Raw genomic sequence first — 14,794 nt, 5'->3', positions numbered from 1 at the left:
TGCAATAAAATAGGTATTTATATGATGAAATAATGGATAAAGAGGGTTATGCCTGTTTCTGCTGACTGAGATGTGAATGATTGATTTATGTAAAAAAGATAAAAACGCGCTAATCAATCAATCAGCGCGTTCGAGCCTCTAGTCATTCGCATAATTGGACTAGAAATCTGGTTAAGATGAAAGCAATTCAAAAGTCACTGTTAGCTCGATAAAGCTAAGCCCTGCGTGGCGTTGGCTTGTGGGGGGAGTGCGGTAGGTGCCAGGGGCTGCTTGCGCAACTCGCGCCAATGCATGGCGCCTAGCACCAGAGCTGCCAGCCCCTGCACCAGCACCGTATTTTGTACGCCAATGTACTGGCTGATCCAGCCTACCAGCAGACTGCCAAGCGGCACCATACCTGTGTAAGCCAGCACATAGAAACTAATGACGCGCCCACGCATATCGGGGCGAGCAGTCGTCTGCAGTAGGGTATTACTAATCGTTATCTGCGACATCATGCCAAAGGCTCCTATTGCAATGCACAGCAGGGCCAGCCAGTAGGTAGGAGCGTGTGAAAACAAAATCAGCCCTATCCCAAACACGAAGGTGTTGAGCGTAAGCACGCGGTTGAGGTTGGTACCGAAAGGGCGCGAGGCCAAGTACAACGCTCCTACAAAGGCGCCTACCCCAATGGCACTATCAAGCAGCCCAAAAGTGGTGGCCGTGCCGCCAAATACGTCTTTTGCGTACACAGGCATGAGCGTGGTGAAAGGCAGCGCAAACAGACTTACCAGCGCCAGCATCAGCACCACAAAACGAATATGAGGCGTAGTGCGCAGGTAGCGCAGACCTGCACGTAGCTCTTGCAAAATAGGCTGCGTATGGGGCACTGCCATATAGGCCGGCAGACGCAACGCCAGCAACGAACCAATGACGGCGATGAAACTCAAAGTGTTGGCGCCGAAGCAAGCCGTGGCACCTATGTGTTCGAGCGCAAAGCCTGCCACAGCCGGCCCCAGTAATTTCGATAAATTAACCATCGACGAGTTGAGCGCCAATGCGTTGGGTAGATCCCGCTTGTCCTCCACCAATTGGTGCACCAGCGACTGACGTGCCGGTACATCGAAGCCGTTGATGATGCCCAGCAGCACGCTTAGGCCAATGATGCTCCAGACGCCGTTGGGCTGTAAATAAACCGTGAGGGTGAGCAGGGCCGCTTGCACCATGGATAGCACTTGGGTGATAAGCAGCACCCGGTAGCGGTTGTAGCGGTCGGCTACGCCGCCGCCTACCAGCGAGAAGACGGCCGCCGGAAATAGGGTAGCAAATACACTCACCCCCAGCATCAGCTTAGAATGCGTGAGGGAGTAGACCACCCAGCTCACGGCGGTTTTCTGCATCCAGGTGCCCAGCAAGGATAGGGCTTGCCCCATGAAATAGAGGCGAAAATTGCGGCTTCGTAAAGCCCGGAACGTACTGAAGTTCATGCGTTGTGCGAAAGCGCACGGGCGCTAACCGGCGCAGCTTATTTAGTGTCAACAAGTTTGCTCAATACGGGCAGCGCTTCCCGTAGTGCTTCTACCTCGGCCGCTGAGCACTGCGCGGCCAGCACATGGTGCAGCCACTCGTCGCGCTCTTGCCGGATGGTGTGGAGTAGCTGCTGACCAGCCTCCGAAAGAGAAATCAGCACTTTGCGGCCATCGGAGAGGTCGGGCTGGCGCGTGAGGTAGCCGCGGGCCGACAGACGGTTGATAATCTGCGACATGGCTTGGGTAGTAACCTGCTCAAACGCAGCCATCTCGCTGGGTTGCAACTGCGAGTGCTGGTCGAGTAAGCGCACCACCGACCGTTCGGTAAGGGAAAGTTTCTCGCGAGAGGGAGAATGAGCGCGTAGCTTTTTCACCAAGCGGGTAACTACGGTGCGTAGTTCGGTAGCAAGTAGGAGTGTATCGGGTGGAGTAGACATAGTAAGTAGCTTTCGTAAGTTACTTTACTAAATAGACAAAGTGGTGTAAGGAAAAGTTACTTCTGCTCGAAAAAAGGCGAACGAAATACCTATCTGACTACTTTCCTACCTGCCTCCCTACCTTTGTGTTCCATGCTGCCCGCCACCGACGACATTCTGCACGTACTCCGCCAAACCTGGGGCCACCAGCAGTTCCGGCCCATGCAGGAAGACATTATCCGCTCGGTGCTGGCGGGGCAGGATACGCTGGCCCTGCTACCCACGGGGGGCGGCAAAAGCATCTGCTTTCAGGTGCCGGCGCTGGCGCGTGATGGGCTTTGCCTAGTGGTGTCGCCGCTTATTGCCCTGATGAAGGACCAAGTGGAAAACCTGCGCAGACGCGGTATCAAGGCCGAGGCGGTGTATGCGGGTATGAGCCACCAGGAAATCGACCAGACGCTGGACAACTGCGTGTACGGCCCGGTGAAGTTTCTGTACGTGTCGCCCGAGCGGCTGCTCACGGATATGTTTCGGGCCAGGGTAGGGAAGATGCGCGTGCGCCTGCTGGCCATCGACGAGGCACACTGCCTCTCGCAGTGGGGCTACGATTTTCGGCCGCCCTACCTCCAGATTGCCGCCCTGCGTGAGTTGGTACCCGATGCGCCGGTTATTGCCCTCACGGCCACTGCTACTGAGCAGGTGCGGCAGGATATCGTGGAGAAGCTGCACTTCCGGCCGGGCTACCGGGTGTTTCAACAGAGCTTTGCCCGGCCCAATCTGTCGTACTCGGTGCTGGCCACAGAGGACAAGTACCGCCGGATGCTGGAGGTAGTGCGCGGGGTAGGGGCCGACAAAACGGCCATTGTATACGCCCGCACGCGCCGCCAGACCGAGGATGCCGCCGCTTACCTTCAGCACCACCAAGTGAAGGCTGCACCCTACCACGCCGGCCTGGGCGCCGAGTTGCGCCACCGCACTCAGCTGGACTGGATGCAGGACCGCACCCGCGTGATAGTAGCCACCAACGCCTTCGGCATGGGAATCGACAAGCCCGATGTGCGCCTGGTAGTGCACCTCGATGCGCCCGACAACCTGGAGGCCTACTACCAGGAAGCGGGCCGCGCCGGTCGCGACGAGAAATATGCCTTTGCCGTGCTGCTGCAAGGCCCCAACGATGCCGACGAACTGCGACGCCGTACCCAGCAGGCGCACCCGCCGCTGGATACGGTGCGGCGTGTGTACCAGGCACTAGCCAACTTCTCGCGCACGGCAGTGGGCGGGGGCGAACTAGTGGCCTTTGACTTTGATGTGCAACAGTTTGCCGAAACGTACCGCATAAAGGCGCTGGACGCGCACAACGCCCTGCGCACGCTGGGGCGCGAGGGGTTTGTGCAGCTGAACGAGGCCGTGCACAACCCCGCCCGCGTGCACATCCCCATCGACCACTCCGACCTCTACCGCTTTCAGGTAGCCAACGCCCAGCACGATGCGCTGATTAAGGCCCTGCTACGCTTCAACGGCGGGGAGCTGTTCACTGGCTTTCAGCGGATTTCGGAGAATAGTCTGGCCCAGCACCTGCGCCGCAGTGTGGTAGAGGTGCGCAAAATGCTGCTCTACCTGCATCGCGCCAACATTATCCACTACCAGCCGCGCCACGACGCGCCCCAGGCCCTGTTTACTACCCCTCGCCACGATGCCGACAAGCTGCCTCTGAATCAGAAGTACCTGAACCAGGCCCGCGCGCTGGCCCAGGAAAAAACCGAGGCCGTACTGCGCTACGCCGACGGTGGCCGTTGCCGCCAGCAATTGCTGCTGGAATACTTTGGCGAGCTGGATGCCCTGCCCTGCCGCGTGTGCGACTATTGCCTGGCCCAAAAGAAAAAAGCCCAGGCCCCGGCGCCCACACCCGCCCTACGCGAGCAAGTGCTGAGCCGGCTGTCTGCTGCCCCCCAAACCCCTCGCGAACTGGTAGCGCAGTTTGCACCCGGCGAAGCCGCCGAAGTAACTGCCTTGCTGCGGGAGCTAGTAGAGTTAGGGCAACTGCGTTACACCTCTGATGGCCGGTTGGTAGGGCAAAGCGCTGCTAAATAGCCTTGTACGCAAACAGCCCCGGCTACCGTAGAGGCGCCGGGGCTGTGCTCATCCATTCAGCAAAAGGGCTAATTCTGCTAAAAGGTACTCAGGCGAGGTACTGCAATTTCCTCGCCAGCCTTATCGCAGCTGTACAGCTTTCCGGGGTAGGGTAGTACCCTTAGCTAGGCTGCGTTAGGCTCGGCTACTTTCACAAGGGCTTTGCCGGTGTTTTCGCCCGCAAACAGGCCCAGAAAAGCTGCCGGAATCTGGTCGAAGCCCTCTGTAAAGGTTTCCTCGAAGGTGAGTTTGCCTTGCTCTACCCACTGCGTCAGCTCGCGCACGCCTTCGGGGAAGCGCTTGGCGTAGTTGCTTACAATGAAGCCCTGAAGCATCGAGCTAGTTTTGAGTAGCTTGCCTTCGGGGCGCGGGCCCACGGGCGTTTTCTCAGCATTGTAGGTGGATATCTGGCCGCAGAGCGCAATACGGGCGTGGGTGTTCAGCAAATCGTACACAGCATCCGTGATGTCACCGCCTACGTTGTCGAAATAGCAATCTACCCCGTTGGGGCAGGCGTCGGCCAGGGCCTTGGCGATGTTGGGGGTAGTTTTGTAGTTGATGGCTTCATCAAAGCCTAGCTCTTTGAGGTAGGCCACTTTCTCGTCGGAGCCAGCGGTGCCTACCACGCGGGCACCTTTGATCTTGGCTAGCTGGCCCACCACCGAACCCACGGCGCCAGCTGCACCAGATACTACCACGGTTTCACCTTCCTTGGGTCGGCAGATATCAAGCAGCCCGAAATAAGCCGTGAGGCCCGGCATGCCCAGCACGCCCAGGTAGTAGCTGATGGGCGGCCCATCGGTAGGCACTGGTGTCAGGCCCTTGCCATCCGACAGGCTATACTCCTGCCAGGGTAGGTTGCCGGTTACCACGGTGCCTACCGCCAGCTCAGGGTGCTGGCTTTCCACTACCTCGGCCACCACGCCGCCGCTGATTGGCTGACCTACCTCGAAAGGCGGCACGTAGGATTTGGCGTCGCTCATGCGGCCGCGCATGTAGGGGTCAACGGAAACATACAGGGTTTTTAGCAGCACCTGCCCCTTGGAGGGGGTAGGCCGCTCACGGTCTTCGAAACGGAAGGTATCCGGGGTAGGCTTGCCTTGGGGGCGGCTGGCCAGCAAAATGGTGCGGTTGCTCATGGTGTAGTATAAAAAGGGTGGAAAATAAAAACGCGTTGCTTTCCCAACGAAGCGGGAAAGCAACGCGTTGCGCAACGGTAGGGCCGTTAGGCGTTGGTGGAAGTCGACAGGTTGACTTCGATGTTGTTACGGGTGGCACGCGAGTAGGGGCATACCTGGTGCGCTTTGGCCACCAGCGCTTCGGCTTGCTCCTGCTCCAGGCCAGGAATGTTTACGTGCAGATCCACGGCCAGACCGTAGTTGTCGCCGTCTTTGCCGAAGCTCACGCTGGCTTCTACGGTGCTACCCGAAATGGGCGTTTTTTCCAGGCGGGCTACCAGGTTCAGGGCACCGTCGAAGCAGGCGGCATAGCCAGCAGCAAACAGCTGTTCGGGGTTAGTAGCACCTTCTTTACCTGGGCCGCCCATTTCTTTGGGTGTGCTGAGGGGTAGGTCAATTATATTGTCGCTGGAGATGGCGCGGCCGTCGCGGCCACCAGTAGCTTTGGCTTTCGCCGTGTACAAGCGTTGAATGCTCATATAAGTGGGGAGGGAAATGGGAAAAATAAAAGAGCGACGCGCTACGGCGTCAGGTAAGCTTTTTAATCACATGATTGAGCAGGCGACGTAGCGTGGCCAGCTCTTTGGTTGAAATGGCAAGACGGTCCAGCAAGCCTTTCGGAATAGAGCAGGCGGGTTTCTGCAGTACCTCGCCCGCCGGCAGCAGCCCAATAATTACAGACCGCTCGTCGCGCGGGTCGCGGCGTCGGCTCACCCACTGCTTTTGCTCCATGCGCTTCAGCAAGGGCGTAAGCGTGCCCGAGTCCAGCAGCAGGTTTTCGCCCAGCTCCTTCACCGTCATCTCTTGGTGTTCCCACAGCAGCAGTAGTACCAGATACTGCGGGTACGTCAGGTCGGAGTCCAACTCGCGCAGGTAGGGCTGGTAGGCCTTGGTGAGTTGCCGGGACGCTGCGTAGAGTGGAAAACACAGTTGATTTTCCAGCTTCAGCAGCGAGAAATCTTCTTCAGACGTGGTAGTTTCGGGAGCGTGTGCCATAAGAAAGTGCAATAGTAACTGGTATGCGGGGGGTAATGTTTAATTGTGTAAAATTAAATTTACCTATTGTCGATAAACAAGGGTACGCCACGCCGCCTACCCCAGCCAGCTACAGACCAGCGAGGGTAGGCGGTTGTCGTACATGCTACTGAGAGACAGCCAATCAGCTCTGCTGGTAGCCCTGCATGCCACCCAGCAGATTGCGCACGTTGGTGAAGCCCTGCTGGGTCAGAAAGGCTTTAGCCGACGCAGAGCGCCCACCACTTTTGCAATGCACAATAATTTCCTGGTCTTTCAGCTCTTCCAATTCATCCAGCTTGTCGGGCAGCGAGCCGAGCGGAATATTCTGGCTGCCATCAATGCGAGATTCTTCGTTTTCCCAGGTTTCGCGCACGTCAATAATCGTGGGCGTTTCGCCGGCTTGCAGGCGTTGCTTGAGTTCGGGGGCGGTAATATCGGCCATAGATGAAAAAGGAGGGGGTGAAAAGTTACGATTTGGTGATAACCAAGCGCTTGGTAACGACGGTGCTGCCGTCGGGAAGGGTGAAGCGCACGAGGTAGAGGCCCGCTGGTAGAGCCTGTAAGTCCAGCACGGCCTGGCCGGCCTGGGCCGTTGGCTGCTGCCAGATCACCCGGCCTAGCGCATCCAGCACTGTAGCCGACCGGTAGCGCCCCTCTACCCGCACTAGGCCAGCGCTGGGGTTGGGGTATAGGGCGAGGGCTGCCGCGGCCCCGGCCGGGATGGTAGAGGTGGCCACGCCGTTGGTCATCAGTGGCCGCATCATGGGGGCGTAGGCGGGTATAGCCGTTGTCACAGTCCAGGTGCCTTGGCTGGTGCTGGTGCCATTAAAACCCGAGAGCAAATAGCCCTGAGGCACGGTGCTGTTCAGATCAGCCCCAAAATTCAGGAAGTCGCTGGTAGGCGCAAAACCTATATAAAAAGTGCCATTGACGGGCACTGGGGCAGCAAAATTGACATCTACGTACGGCTGACCGGCCGGGAGGGTAGCAGGCACGGCATACGCACGTGTAGCTAGTGCTTCCCGGTCGGGGCTACCTTGGTTATCATTCCACACGGCTACCACAAGGCCCTGGCTATTAGCAGTTGGCGAAGGCAGCGGGTATAGACGTAGACCCTGCACGTGGTCAGGCTTGTTCAGTTCGATGCGATACACAAAATAATTGGCCGGGCCGGTGCTGCCACGGGGTACGTTGAAGGTTGCCTCTGCCGAGCCATCATCATAGGCGTAGTAATTGTTCAGCTCCGTTACCCGGTAAATCGTATCGTTGGGTAGGGTGCGTGGGGTAATTTCGCTGGTGCGCAATACCACTTGGTGCCGCACGCGTTTGGCCTCTGCCGTGAGGGGGAGAGGTGTGGTGCGCAGGCTACCCGTAATGGCTACCTGCCGGGCACTGGGGTCGAGGGAGCGGGTCCCGGTGAGAAAGGTAGCAGGGGTACCAGTGGGTAGCACCTGCACAGTGCCCGCATAGGGCACAGGCGTGGGCACAATGGCATCGAAGTTGTTGACGGTAGTTGTAACCTGGTCGTTTAGCTCATCCGTCGGGTTGGCGGCTGCGTTGTATTGCCACACCGGCATAGCGCCGTAGCGCTTCAGCAGGCTGTTGAGTGGACTGCTGGTGGCAATATCCTGCGTGGAGTTGTCAGTGGCAGAGCGGTTGCGGTCGAGCCGTACGTAATCGATGCTCCAGGCATCGCGCGTAGTAGCCAGGTTGCCCACCACCCGAAAGCGAAACTGAAAGCCGCTGTGCAGGTAGGCCGCCGTATTGATGGCAAAAAACTGCTCCTGAAACGCGGTGCGTACGCCCGTGCTGAGCTGCTGCCACACCACTTGCCATACTTGGTTGCGGTCCAGAAACTCCAGTTGCAAGTACACGGGGCGTGCACTGCTGTTGGCCTGCGGAGCACCCACCACGCTGCCGGCCTGCCAGTAAAAACTCAGGTACACGTTGTCGGCCGTCGTCAGGCCGCTCAGGTTAATAGGCTGAGAGGTAAGCGTATCCGTATCGCTATACGCTGTGGAAGGGCCATAGGGCTGCCCGTTGGCGCGTAGGCCGTCGAGGGTAGCTACGCCCCGGCTGGGCGGCGCCACCGGAAAGCGGTTGTTAACCAACGCTCCGCCCGCTGCTACCCACCGCGTGGGGCTAGGCGCGCCTTCTACGGGCAGCGTAAAATCATCGAAAAATGGTAAAGAAAGCAGGGTAGGGCGTAGCGCCACGCGGTGCCGGGCATGGGTAGCCCGCGTCGGGTCGGCCTCTAAGGGGCGCACCGTTTGGGCACGGCCGGGTGCCACCAAAGTTGTCAGAAACAGCAGAAAGCAAAAGACGCGTAGCGAATGGTTCATTGGCGGGCAAGTTACGGACGCTAAACGGTACGGGCAGCAGTTTGGTACAAACGCAGTAGCGCGGAGCCAGTTAGCCCCGCGCTACCTTATTAGAATACTAATTTGAGCTGCTTTAGTTTACCGGCGTGAGCGACGTAGGCTCGCTGCCCGCAATCCACAGATCGACCAACTGCCCCATGCGGATGGTGGCATTGCCGGTAGCAGCCGGGCGCTGCTTCACCACCGTGCCCGCGGGCTGGTCGGTGGTGGCAGGCTGATAGAACTTCTCGCCGGGCTGCAAGCCCTGGCCGGCCAGCAGCGTCAGGGCCTCGTCGGCGGGCATACCTACTACGTTGGGTACCGGGAATTCCTGGTTACCCAGGCCGTCGCCTACCTCCAGATCAATTTGCGTGCCCTTGGTAACGGCCGCGCCGGGCGCCAACTCCTTGCCGTCCATCATCTGCTTCAGCACCTCATTCTGCCGCAGATCGGGTACCAGCGTAATCTTGCCCACGGATAGGCCGTAGCTTTTCAGGATCATCTGCGCGTTTTTCACCGAGCCGTCGGTGAGCTTGGGCATTTTGATCTGTGGCGGGTTCTTGCTCACCACCGACACATAAATCTTGCGGTCTTCCTTCACAAACTCGCCGGGCGCGGGGTCCTGCATCAGCACTGTGCCAGGGCGTACGCCCGGCTCGTAGGTGCTGTCGTCCACGAAGTAGCGTAGGTTGCGCTCATCGAGGTAGTCCTCCAGGTCGGCCATCTGCATCCCTGTTACCTTGGGTACCATAATGGTTTCGCCGTGATTGGTCGAAATCGGTAGGTACACGAAGAAGAAGGCAAACAGCAGCGCCGCACCCAGCGCGCCAATCACCACTAGGTGCTTCACCACGTCAAAAGGCGTATCGGATTTGAGGAAAGCCATTCGGGTAATTAAGAATTAATAAGTAGAAATTAAGAATTGGCGGGAACAAAGCTACTTGTCATCCTGAGCATGTGGCGCATCAAGCCAGTGTCGAAGGACCTTATGCCAGTTGAACGACTATCTCAACAATGACTTGTTCTCACGGGATAAGGTCCTTCGACACTGGCTTGATGCGCCACATGCTCAGGATGACAGGTGGTTTTTATTCTCCTGCCTCTAACGCTGCCTTCTCCTGGCGGGCTTTGCCGAACTCCAGAATCTGGTCGATGAACTGGTAGGGCGTGTAGCCGTTGAGGGCCGTTTGGTGGAAGATGCAGGTAGCGGGCGTCATGCCGGGCAGGGAGTTTACCTCGATGATGATGACCTCCACGGCGCCGGTCTGGCGCACGCGCACAAACGCGTCGATGCGGGCGTAGCCCTGGATATCCAGAATTTGCGCCACGCGGCGCAGCTCCTGTTTCACCTCCTCGGAAATACGCTGGCGCTCGGTGGGGTCGGGGGCGTAGCGGGCGGGGGTGATATTCTGGCCTTCGCCGGCTAGGAATTTCTCCTCTAGGCTCAGCACCTCACCTGTGGCCAGAGCCTCCGACGCTTCAAACACTTCTATTTCCAGCTCGCCATTTTCGCTCCAGTGCGTGAGTAGACCGCCAGTTACTTCCAGGAAATGGGCCGCGCCGTCGCGGTCAATTAGCGTTTCCACCAGGAAGGCATCCTTCTGCGGAAATTCCTCTTTGAAGCCTAGGTGCAAGGTAGTAGCCGCATCGGGCAACAGATCTTCCTGATGGCGGAAGATGAGGCGGCAGAACGCCAACAGTTCTCCCCGCGTCTTGATTTTCTTCACTGCCGAGGAGCAGCCGTCGTCGGCGGGTTTGGCGATGAAGGGGTAGGGAAACGCAGTTTCCAGCTCGTGGTAGAAACCTTCGGGGTCAGCCTCCCATTGCAAGCGCGTAGCCATGCGGTGCTCGGCCACACGCAGACCGGCTTCGCGCAGGCGCTTGTTGGTTTCGAACTTGTTGATGGTGATGCTGCTGCTAGCCGTGCCCGAGCCGTTGTAGGGTAGGCCGTACTTTTCCAGCTCGGTTTGCAGAGCGCCGTCTTCGCCGGGGCGGCCGTGCAAGGCAATAAACACCTCGTCTACTTCCTGGGCCAACTCCTCGAAAGAGATGCGGCGGGGCTGAGCCGTAGGCTGCCCAGCATAAGTGCTGGTGATGCCCTCAGCTTCGCGGCGAATGCGCTGCAAAATGGGGTGCAGGTCGTGGCCGGCCTCATGCTGCTCAATCTTCTCCCGAATGTCGTCGGCGTTATCCTTCAGCATTACGTTGATGGGCAGCACGTACAGACGGAAATCCTGGCTGCTACCCGTCAGAAACACCGGTACTGGCTGGTACTTAGCCGAGGAGCTGAGCTTCTCGTAGATGTTGCGGCCACTCTCCACCGAAATATGCCGCTCCGATGAGTAGCCGCCCATTATCACGGCTACTTTCGTGCGCGGACGATCTTCCTGCTGACGCTGAGCCACGGCTTCATCTAACTTTGACAGTAGATTAGCCAGTTGCAGCGGCTTCATGCCTGCCCGCCGCCGTGCGGCCAAAGAGGTCCGCACGAGATAAGTCAAAAACTGGCTGGGATTCAACCCAATTTCTGCGGCTTGGTGGAAGAAGAATGACGCCGGCAACATACCCGACGTGGTGTTGGGGTCATTCAAAAACAGCTGACCGTCGGCCGTCATAAAGCCGTCTAAGCGCGCATATACCTGGAAGCCAAACGTGCGGAACATCTCCTCGCACTGCTCACGAATGCGCTGAATATCCGCTTCCGGCAGATCGATGGGTGTTATTTTGCGCGAGAGGCCGGGCAGGTATTTCGAGCGGTAATCGAACATCTCCTCGCCCTTCACAATCTCGGTGGGGGGTAGGGCCAGCGGCTGACCATTGGGGTCCTCTACCACAATGCACGAAAACTCGCGCCCGTGTACGAAGCTTTCCACCAGCACCTGCGTTTCGCCGTCGGTGTTAGTCAGGCGCACTTCCTCTGCCGTTAAAAAGGCTTCGTTGAGGGCGCGTAACAGCGCTTCGGGGTGGTAGAGAACAGCGTTATCAGCGGTAGGCAGTTGGCTGCTGGCGTTCTGCTCAGGACTAACAGCATCAAGCACTACGGGTAGGCCAATTCCTTCGCGGATATCAGTGAGCTGCTGCACCCACGCGAGCTTGTCGCGCTCCGTGAACTGAGCCCACTCCGAGCGGTACACGGTTTTGCGAAACAAGCTGCGCTCCACGGCGGCGCGGAACTTGGCCACGTCGTTGTCGCGCAGGATGCTCACGCCAATGCTGCTACCCTGGCGCGGTGCTTTGAACACGAGGGGTAGGCCTAGCTCCCGGGTGAGGTAAGCGAGGGTGGCCTCTGGATCGGCTACATCCCATTCTTCCTGCGTTATCACTCGAAATTCCGGGGTAGGGCGGCCCAGCGCTTTCAACAATTTTTTCTGCGCAATCTTATCAATCCCAAAGGCCGAAGGGAGAATGCCCGAGCCGGAATACGGAATGCCGTACCACTCCAGCAACCCCTGAATGGCGCCGTCTTCTCCGCTGGGGCCGTGCAGGGCCAGGAAAGCAAAATCCAGTAGCTCACGCAACTCATGCGGGGCTACACGGCGGCCTACCTCACTAATAAGCTGGTCTTGCTCCTGCTGAGTCAAGTCGCCGAGACTTTCGAGGTAAACCTGCATCTTGTGTTCCGAGGCGGGTAGGGCCGATACGGGCGGATAGAAGTCCCGAATCGTGCCTTTGTAGATGTACTGCCAGTCCAGCAACACGAAGTTGCCGCGGCTGTCTACGAAGATGGGTACGGCCTCAAACAAGGCCTTGTCCAGATTATCATATACCGTGCGGCCGCCCGCAAACGAAATTTCCCGCTCGCGCGAAGTGCCGCCGAAGAAGATGCCTATTTTCATACGTACTGCAAAGGTAGGAGGAGTTTAGAAGTGTTGAGTGCTGTGAGGTAATACCATTTGTCGTCCTAAGCGCAGCGAAGGATCTTCTCACGCGTGCACGAGTCGTTTATACGACGTTGTTCTACCGTGAGAAGGTCCTTCGCGCTGCTCAGGATGACAGGTGGATTGAGACAGGTCAACACCCAACATTTCCAAAATTCTCCCGAACTACGCAGCGCCGTCGCGTATAAGACGGTACCTAACCCAACCGTTTCACCCATGAAAACGCTCGATCAATACAACTTTGCCGGCCGCCGTGCGGTGGTGCGCGTCGATTTCAACGTGCCCCTCGACGACGAGCTGCGCATCACCGACGACACCCGCATCCGGGCCGCCACGCCGAGTATCAAGAAGATCCTGGCCGATGGCGGCTCCGTGGTGCTGCTCTCGCACATGGGCCGGCCCAAAGGTGGCCCCGACAAGAAAAACTCGCTTCGTAACCTTGTGCTGCGCCTGCAACAGGAGTATGGCCAGGAGGTGAAATTCGGTGGCGACGTGCTCGGCCAGGAAGCCACCGATATGGCCAATAACCTGCAACCCGGCGAAATCCTGCTGCTCGACAACGTGCGCTTTTACGCCGAAGAGGAAAAAGGCGACGCTGCGTTTGCTCAGCAACTCGCCCGCCTCGGCGACGTGTACGTGAACGATGCCTTCGGCGCGGCCCACCGCCGCCATGCCTCCACGGCCGTAATGGCGCAGTATTTTGCCCCCGAAGACCGGGTAGGCGGCTACCTGCTGCAAAGCGAGCTAGACAACGCTAAGAAAGTATTGGAGCACCCCGATCATCCGTTCACCGCTATCATGGGTGGCGCCAAAATTTCGGATAAAATCGAAATCATTGAGCGTCTGCTAGATAAGGTAGACAACCTGCTGATTGGCGGGGCTATGGCCTATACGTTTGCCGTGGCCGAAGGCGGCAGCATTGGCAACTCGCTGCTCGAAGCGGATAAGGTAGATTTGGCTGCCAGCCTCATTCAGAAAGCCAAAGACAAAGGTGTAAACCTGGTGCTGCCCGGCGACAGCATCATCGCCACCCGATTCGCCAACGACGCCGACATCGACGTGGCCGGCAACCATACCATTCCCGCCACCTGGATGGGCCTCGACATCGGCCCCGAGTCGCGCGAAATCTTTGCCGACATCATTCGCAACTCCAAGACGATCCTCTGGAATGGCCCCATGGGCGTATTCGAAATGTCGAACTTCTCGTTGGGCACCGAGTACGTAGCTCGTGCCGTAGCCGAAGCCACTGAAAACGGCGCCTATTCCCTCATCGGGGGTGGCGACTCGGCCGCGGCCGTCAACCAGCTCGGCTTTGCTGACCGGGTTTCCTACATCAGCACCGGCGGCGGCGCCTTGCTGGAGTATATGGAAGGCAAAGAGCTGCCCGGCGTAGCCGCGCTGGGGTAGGTGGTGAGTTTGTGAAGTAAAAAAGCGTCTGTCATCCTGAGCGCAGCGAAGGACCTTATTACGCCTGAACGAGTCGTTGTTACGAGCATCGTGCTAACGTGAGAAGATCCTTCGCAAGCTCAGGATGACAGACGCTTTTTTATTTCTCAACTTTTACAGCTTCACAACCTCACTTCTAATTCACATAGGGCGCTTCCAACTCGTGGCCCATGCCTTGCAGCGTGTCGGTATGGCGGCCAGTAAGGCGCACGGTGCCGATGCGGGCTTCAGCTTCGGTGATGACACCTAGCTCGCGAAGCCAGCGCAGGCGGCGCAGTTGCGGCTCAATCAGGCCCAGCGGGTTCACATCGGCATAATGGTAGCGCAGATAGTCTTTGGTGGTCTGCTCTAGTTTGTTGGCAAAGCGGTGCAGCTCCCGGCGCTGCCGCCACCTATCGGACAGCACCACGTGGGCGCGGGCCGTAACGAGCACAAAGTAGCGCCGCCAAGCACTCCAGCCGTATAGCAGCAAGCCCAATAACAGCACGCCGCCAGTAGCAGCCAGCCACACAGTGTGGCTAAGCCGGTCGCGCACATAGGAGCTGCCCAGGGCATTCACCACCAGCCAGCCCAGCACAAACAGCCACGTGCGCCAACGGTGTGGCAGGGTAGGGCGCCGCCGCTCCACGCGCACAGGCAGTACCTCCTCATACGGCATTTCAAATTCCAGCAACACGTCGCCAGTGGCCGAGCGCTTGCTGACGTGCACGCCGTGGGGACGCAACGCAAGTTGGGTGGTAGAGAAAAAAGAACGTTGTTCTAAAATCATTAATCAATAACCAATTGCGAGTTGTGAGTTACAGGTAGTGAGTAAAAAACACGTGTGTCATTCTGAGCTTGCGAAGGACCTTCTCAAGGCAG

General features: G+C 58.3%; 12 protein-coding genes. 2 read left to right on the top strand and 10 right to left on the bottom strand.

Going from position 1 to position 14,794, the window contains the following annotated elements:
* Positions 1–200: 200 nt before the first annotated feature.
* Together MUN82_RS12375 and MUN82_RS12370 are read right to left on the bottom strand one after the other, a co-directional pair.
* Positions 201–1,466 carry an MFS transporter gene (locus MUN82_RS12375; RefSeq protein WP_262922818.1) on the bottom strand — a complete coding sequence of 422 codons (1,266 nt, stop codon included), beginning with the start codon at positions 1,464–1,466 and terminating at the stop codon, positions 201–203.
* Between the two features lie 38 nt (positions 1,467–1,504).
* A complete protein-coding gene (locus MUN82_RS12370) occupies positions 1,505–1,945 on the bottom strand; it encodes a MarR family winged helix-turn-helix transcriptional regulator (RefSeq protein WP_245090807.1) in 441 nt (146 codons plus the stop codon).
* A 132-nt stretch (positions 1,946–2,077) separates the two neighbouring features.
* On the opposite strand from MUN82_RS12370, the gene MUN82_RS12365 reads away from it, so the two are divergent.
* Positions 2,078–4,015 carry a RecQ family ATP-dependent DNA helicase gene (locus MUN82_RS12365; RefSeq protein ID WP_245090805.1) on the top strand — a complete coding sequence of 646 codons (1,938 nt, stop codon included), beginning with the start codon at positions 2,078–2,080 and terminating at the stop codon, positions 4,013–4,015.
* Positions 4,016–4,179: 164 nt separating this feature from the next.
* Here MUN82_RS12365 and MUN82_RS12360 read toward each other — a convergent pair whose 3' ends face one another.
* The 7 genes from MUN82_RS12360 to MUN82_RS12330 all read right to left on the bottom strand — a co-directional run bounded on the left by MUN82_RS12360 (position 4,180) and on the right by MUN82_RS12330 (position 12,445).
* Positions 4,180–5,193, bottom strand: coding sequence for an NADP-dependent oxidoreductase (locus MUN82_RS12360; protein WP_245090803.1), 1,014 nt, complete (start codon positions 5,191–5,193; stop codon positions 4,180–4,182).
* Positions 5,194–5,279: 86 nt separating this feature from the next.
* Entirely contained in the window at positions 5,280–5,711 is a 432-nt protein-coding gene (locus tag MUN82_RS12355) for an organic hydroperoxide resistance protein (RefSeq protein WP_245090801.1), read from the bottom strand.
* A 49-nt stretch (positions 5,712–5,760) separates the two neighbouring features.
* On the bottom strand, positions 5,761–6,228 hold the full coding sequence (locus MUN82_RS12350; RefSeq protein ID WP_245090799.1) for a MarR family winged helix-turn-helix transcriptional regulator: 468 nt from the start codon (positions 6,226–6,228) through the stop codon (positions 5,761–5,763).
* A gap of 163 nt (positions 6,229–6,391) precedes the next feature.
* Positions 6,392–6,691: a rhodanese-like domain-containing protein gene (locus MUN82_RS12345; protein WP_245090798.1), complete on the bottom strand. Its 300-nt coding sequence runs from the start codon at positions 6,689–6,691 to the stop codon at positions 6,392–6,394.
* Positions 6,692–6,716: 25 nt separating this feature from the next.
* Entirely contained in the window at positions 6,717–8,591 is a 1,875-nt protein-coding gene (locus MUN82_RS12340) for a T9SS type A sorting domain-containing protein (protein ID WP_245090796.1), read from the bottom strand.
* Positions 8,592–8,703: 112 nt separating this feature from the next.
* Positions 8,704–9,495 carry a PASTA domain-containing protein gene (locus MUN82_RS12335; RefSeq protein WP_245090794.1) on the bottom strand — a complete coding sequence of 264 codons (792 nt, stop codon included), beginning with the start codon at positions 9,493–9,495 and terminating at the stop codon, positions 8,704–8,706.
* Positions 9,496–9,697: 202 nt separating this feature from the next.
* Complete coding sequence (locus MUN82_RS12330; RefSeq protein ID WP_245090792.1) at positions 9,698–12,445, bottom strand: D-alanine--D-alanine ligase family protein; 2,748 nt, start codon at positions 12,443–12,445, stop codon at positions 9,698–9,700.
* 258 nt (positions 12,446–12,703) lie between these two features.
* Between MUN82_RS12330 and MUN82_RS12325 the strand changes: the two genes are divergently transcribed.
* Complete coding sequence (locus MUN82_RS12325) at positions 12,704–13,894, top strand: phosphoglycerate kinase (RefSeq protein ID WP_245090789.1); 1,191 nt, start codon at positions 12,704–12,706, stop codon at positions 13,892–13,894.
* Positions 13,895–14,069: 175 nt separating this feature from the next.
* On the opposite strand, the gene MUN82_RS12320 is transcribed toward MUN82_RS12325, so the two are convergent.
* Positions 14,070–14,702, bottom strand: a complete 633-nt coding sequence (locus tag MUN82_RS12320) for a hypothetical protein (RefSeq protein ID WP_245090787.1) — start codon at positions 14,700–14,702, stop codon at positions 14,070–14,072.
* Between the last annotated feature and the right edge of the window lie 92 nt (positions 14,703–14,794).

Source organism: Hymenobacter aerilatus, assembly GCF_022921095.1.
Classification (GTDB): domain Bacteria; phylum Bacteroidota; class Bacteroidia; order Cytophagales; family Hymenobacteraceae; genus Hymenobacter; species Hymenobacter aerilatus.
Note: the sequence above shows the minus strand (reverse complement) of the source record. Positions and strands in the feature narration are given on the sequence as shown.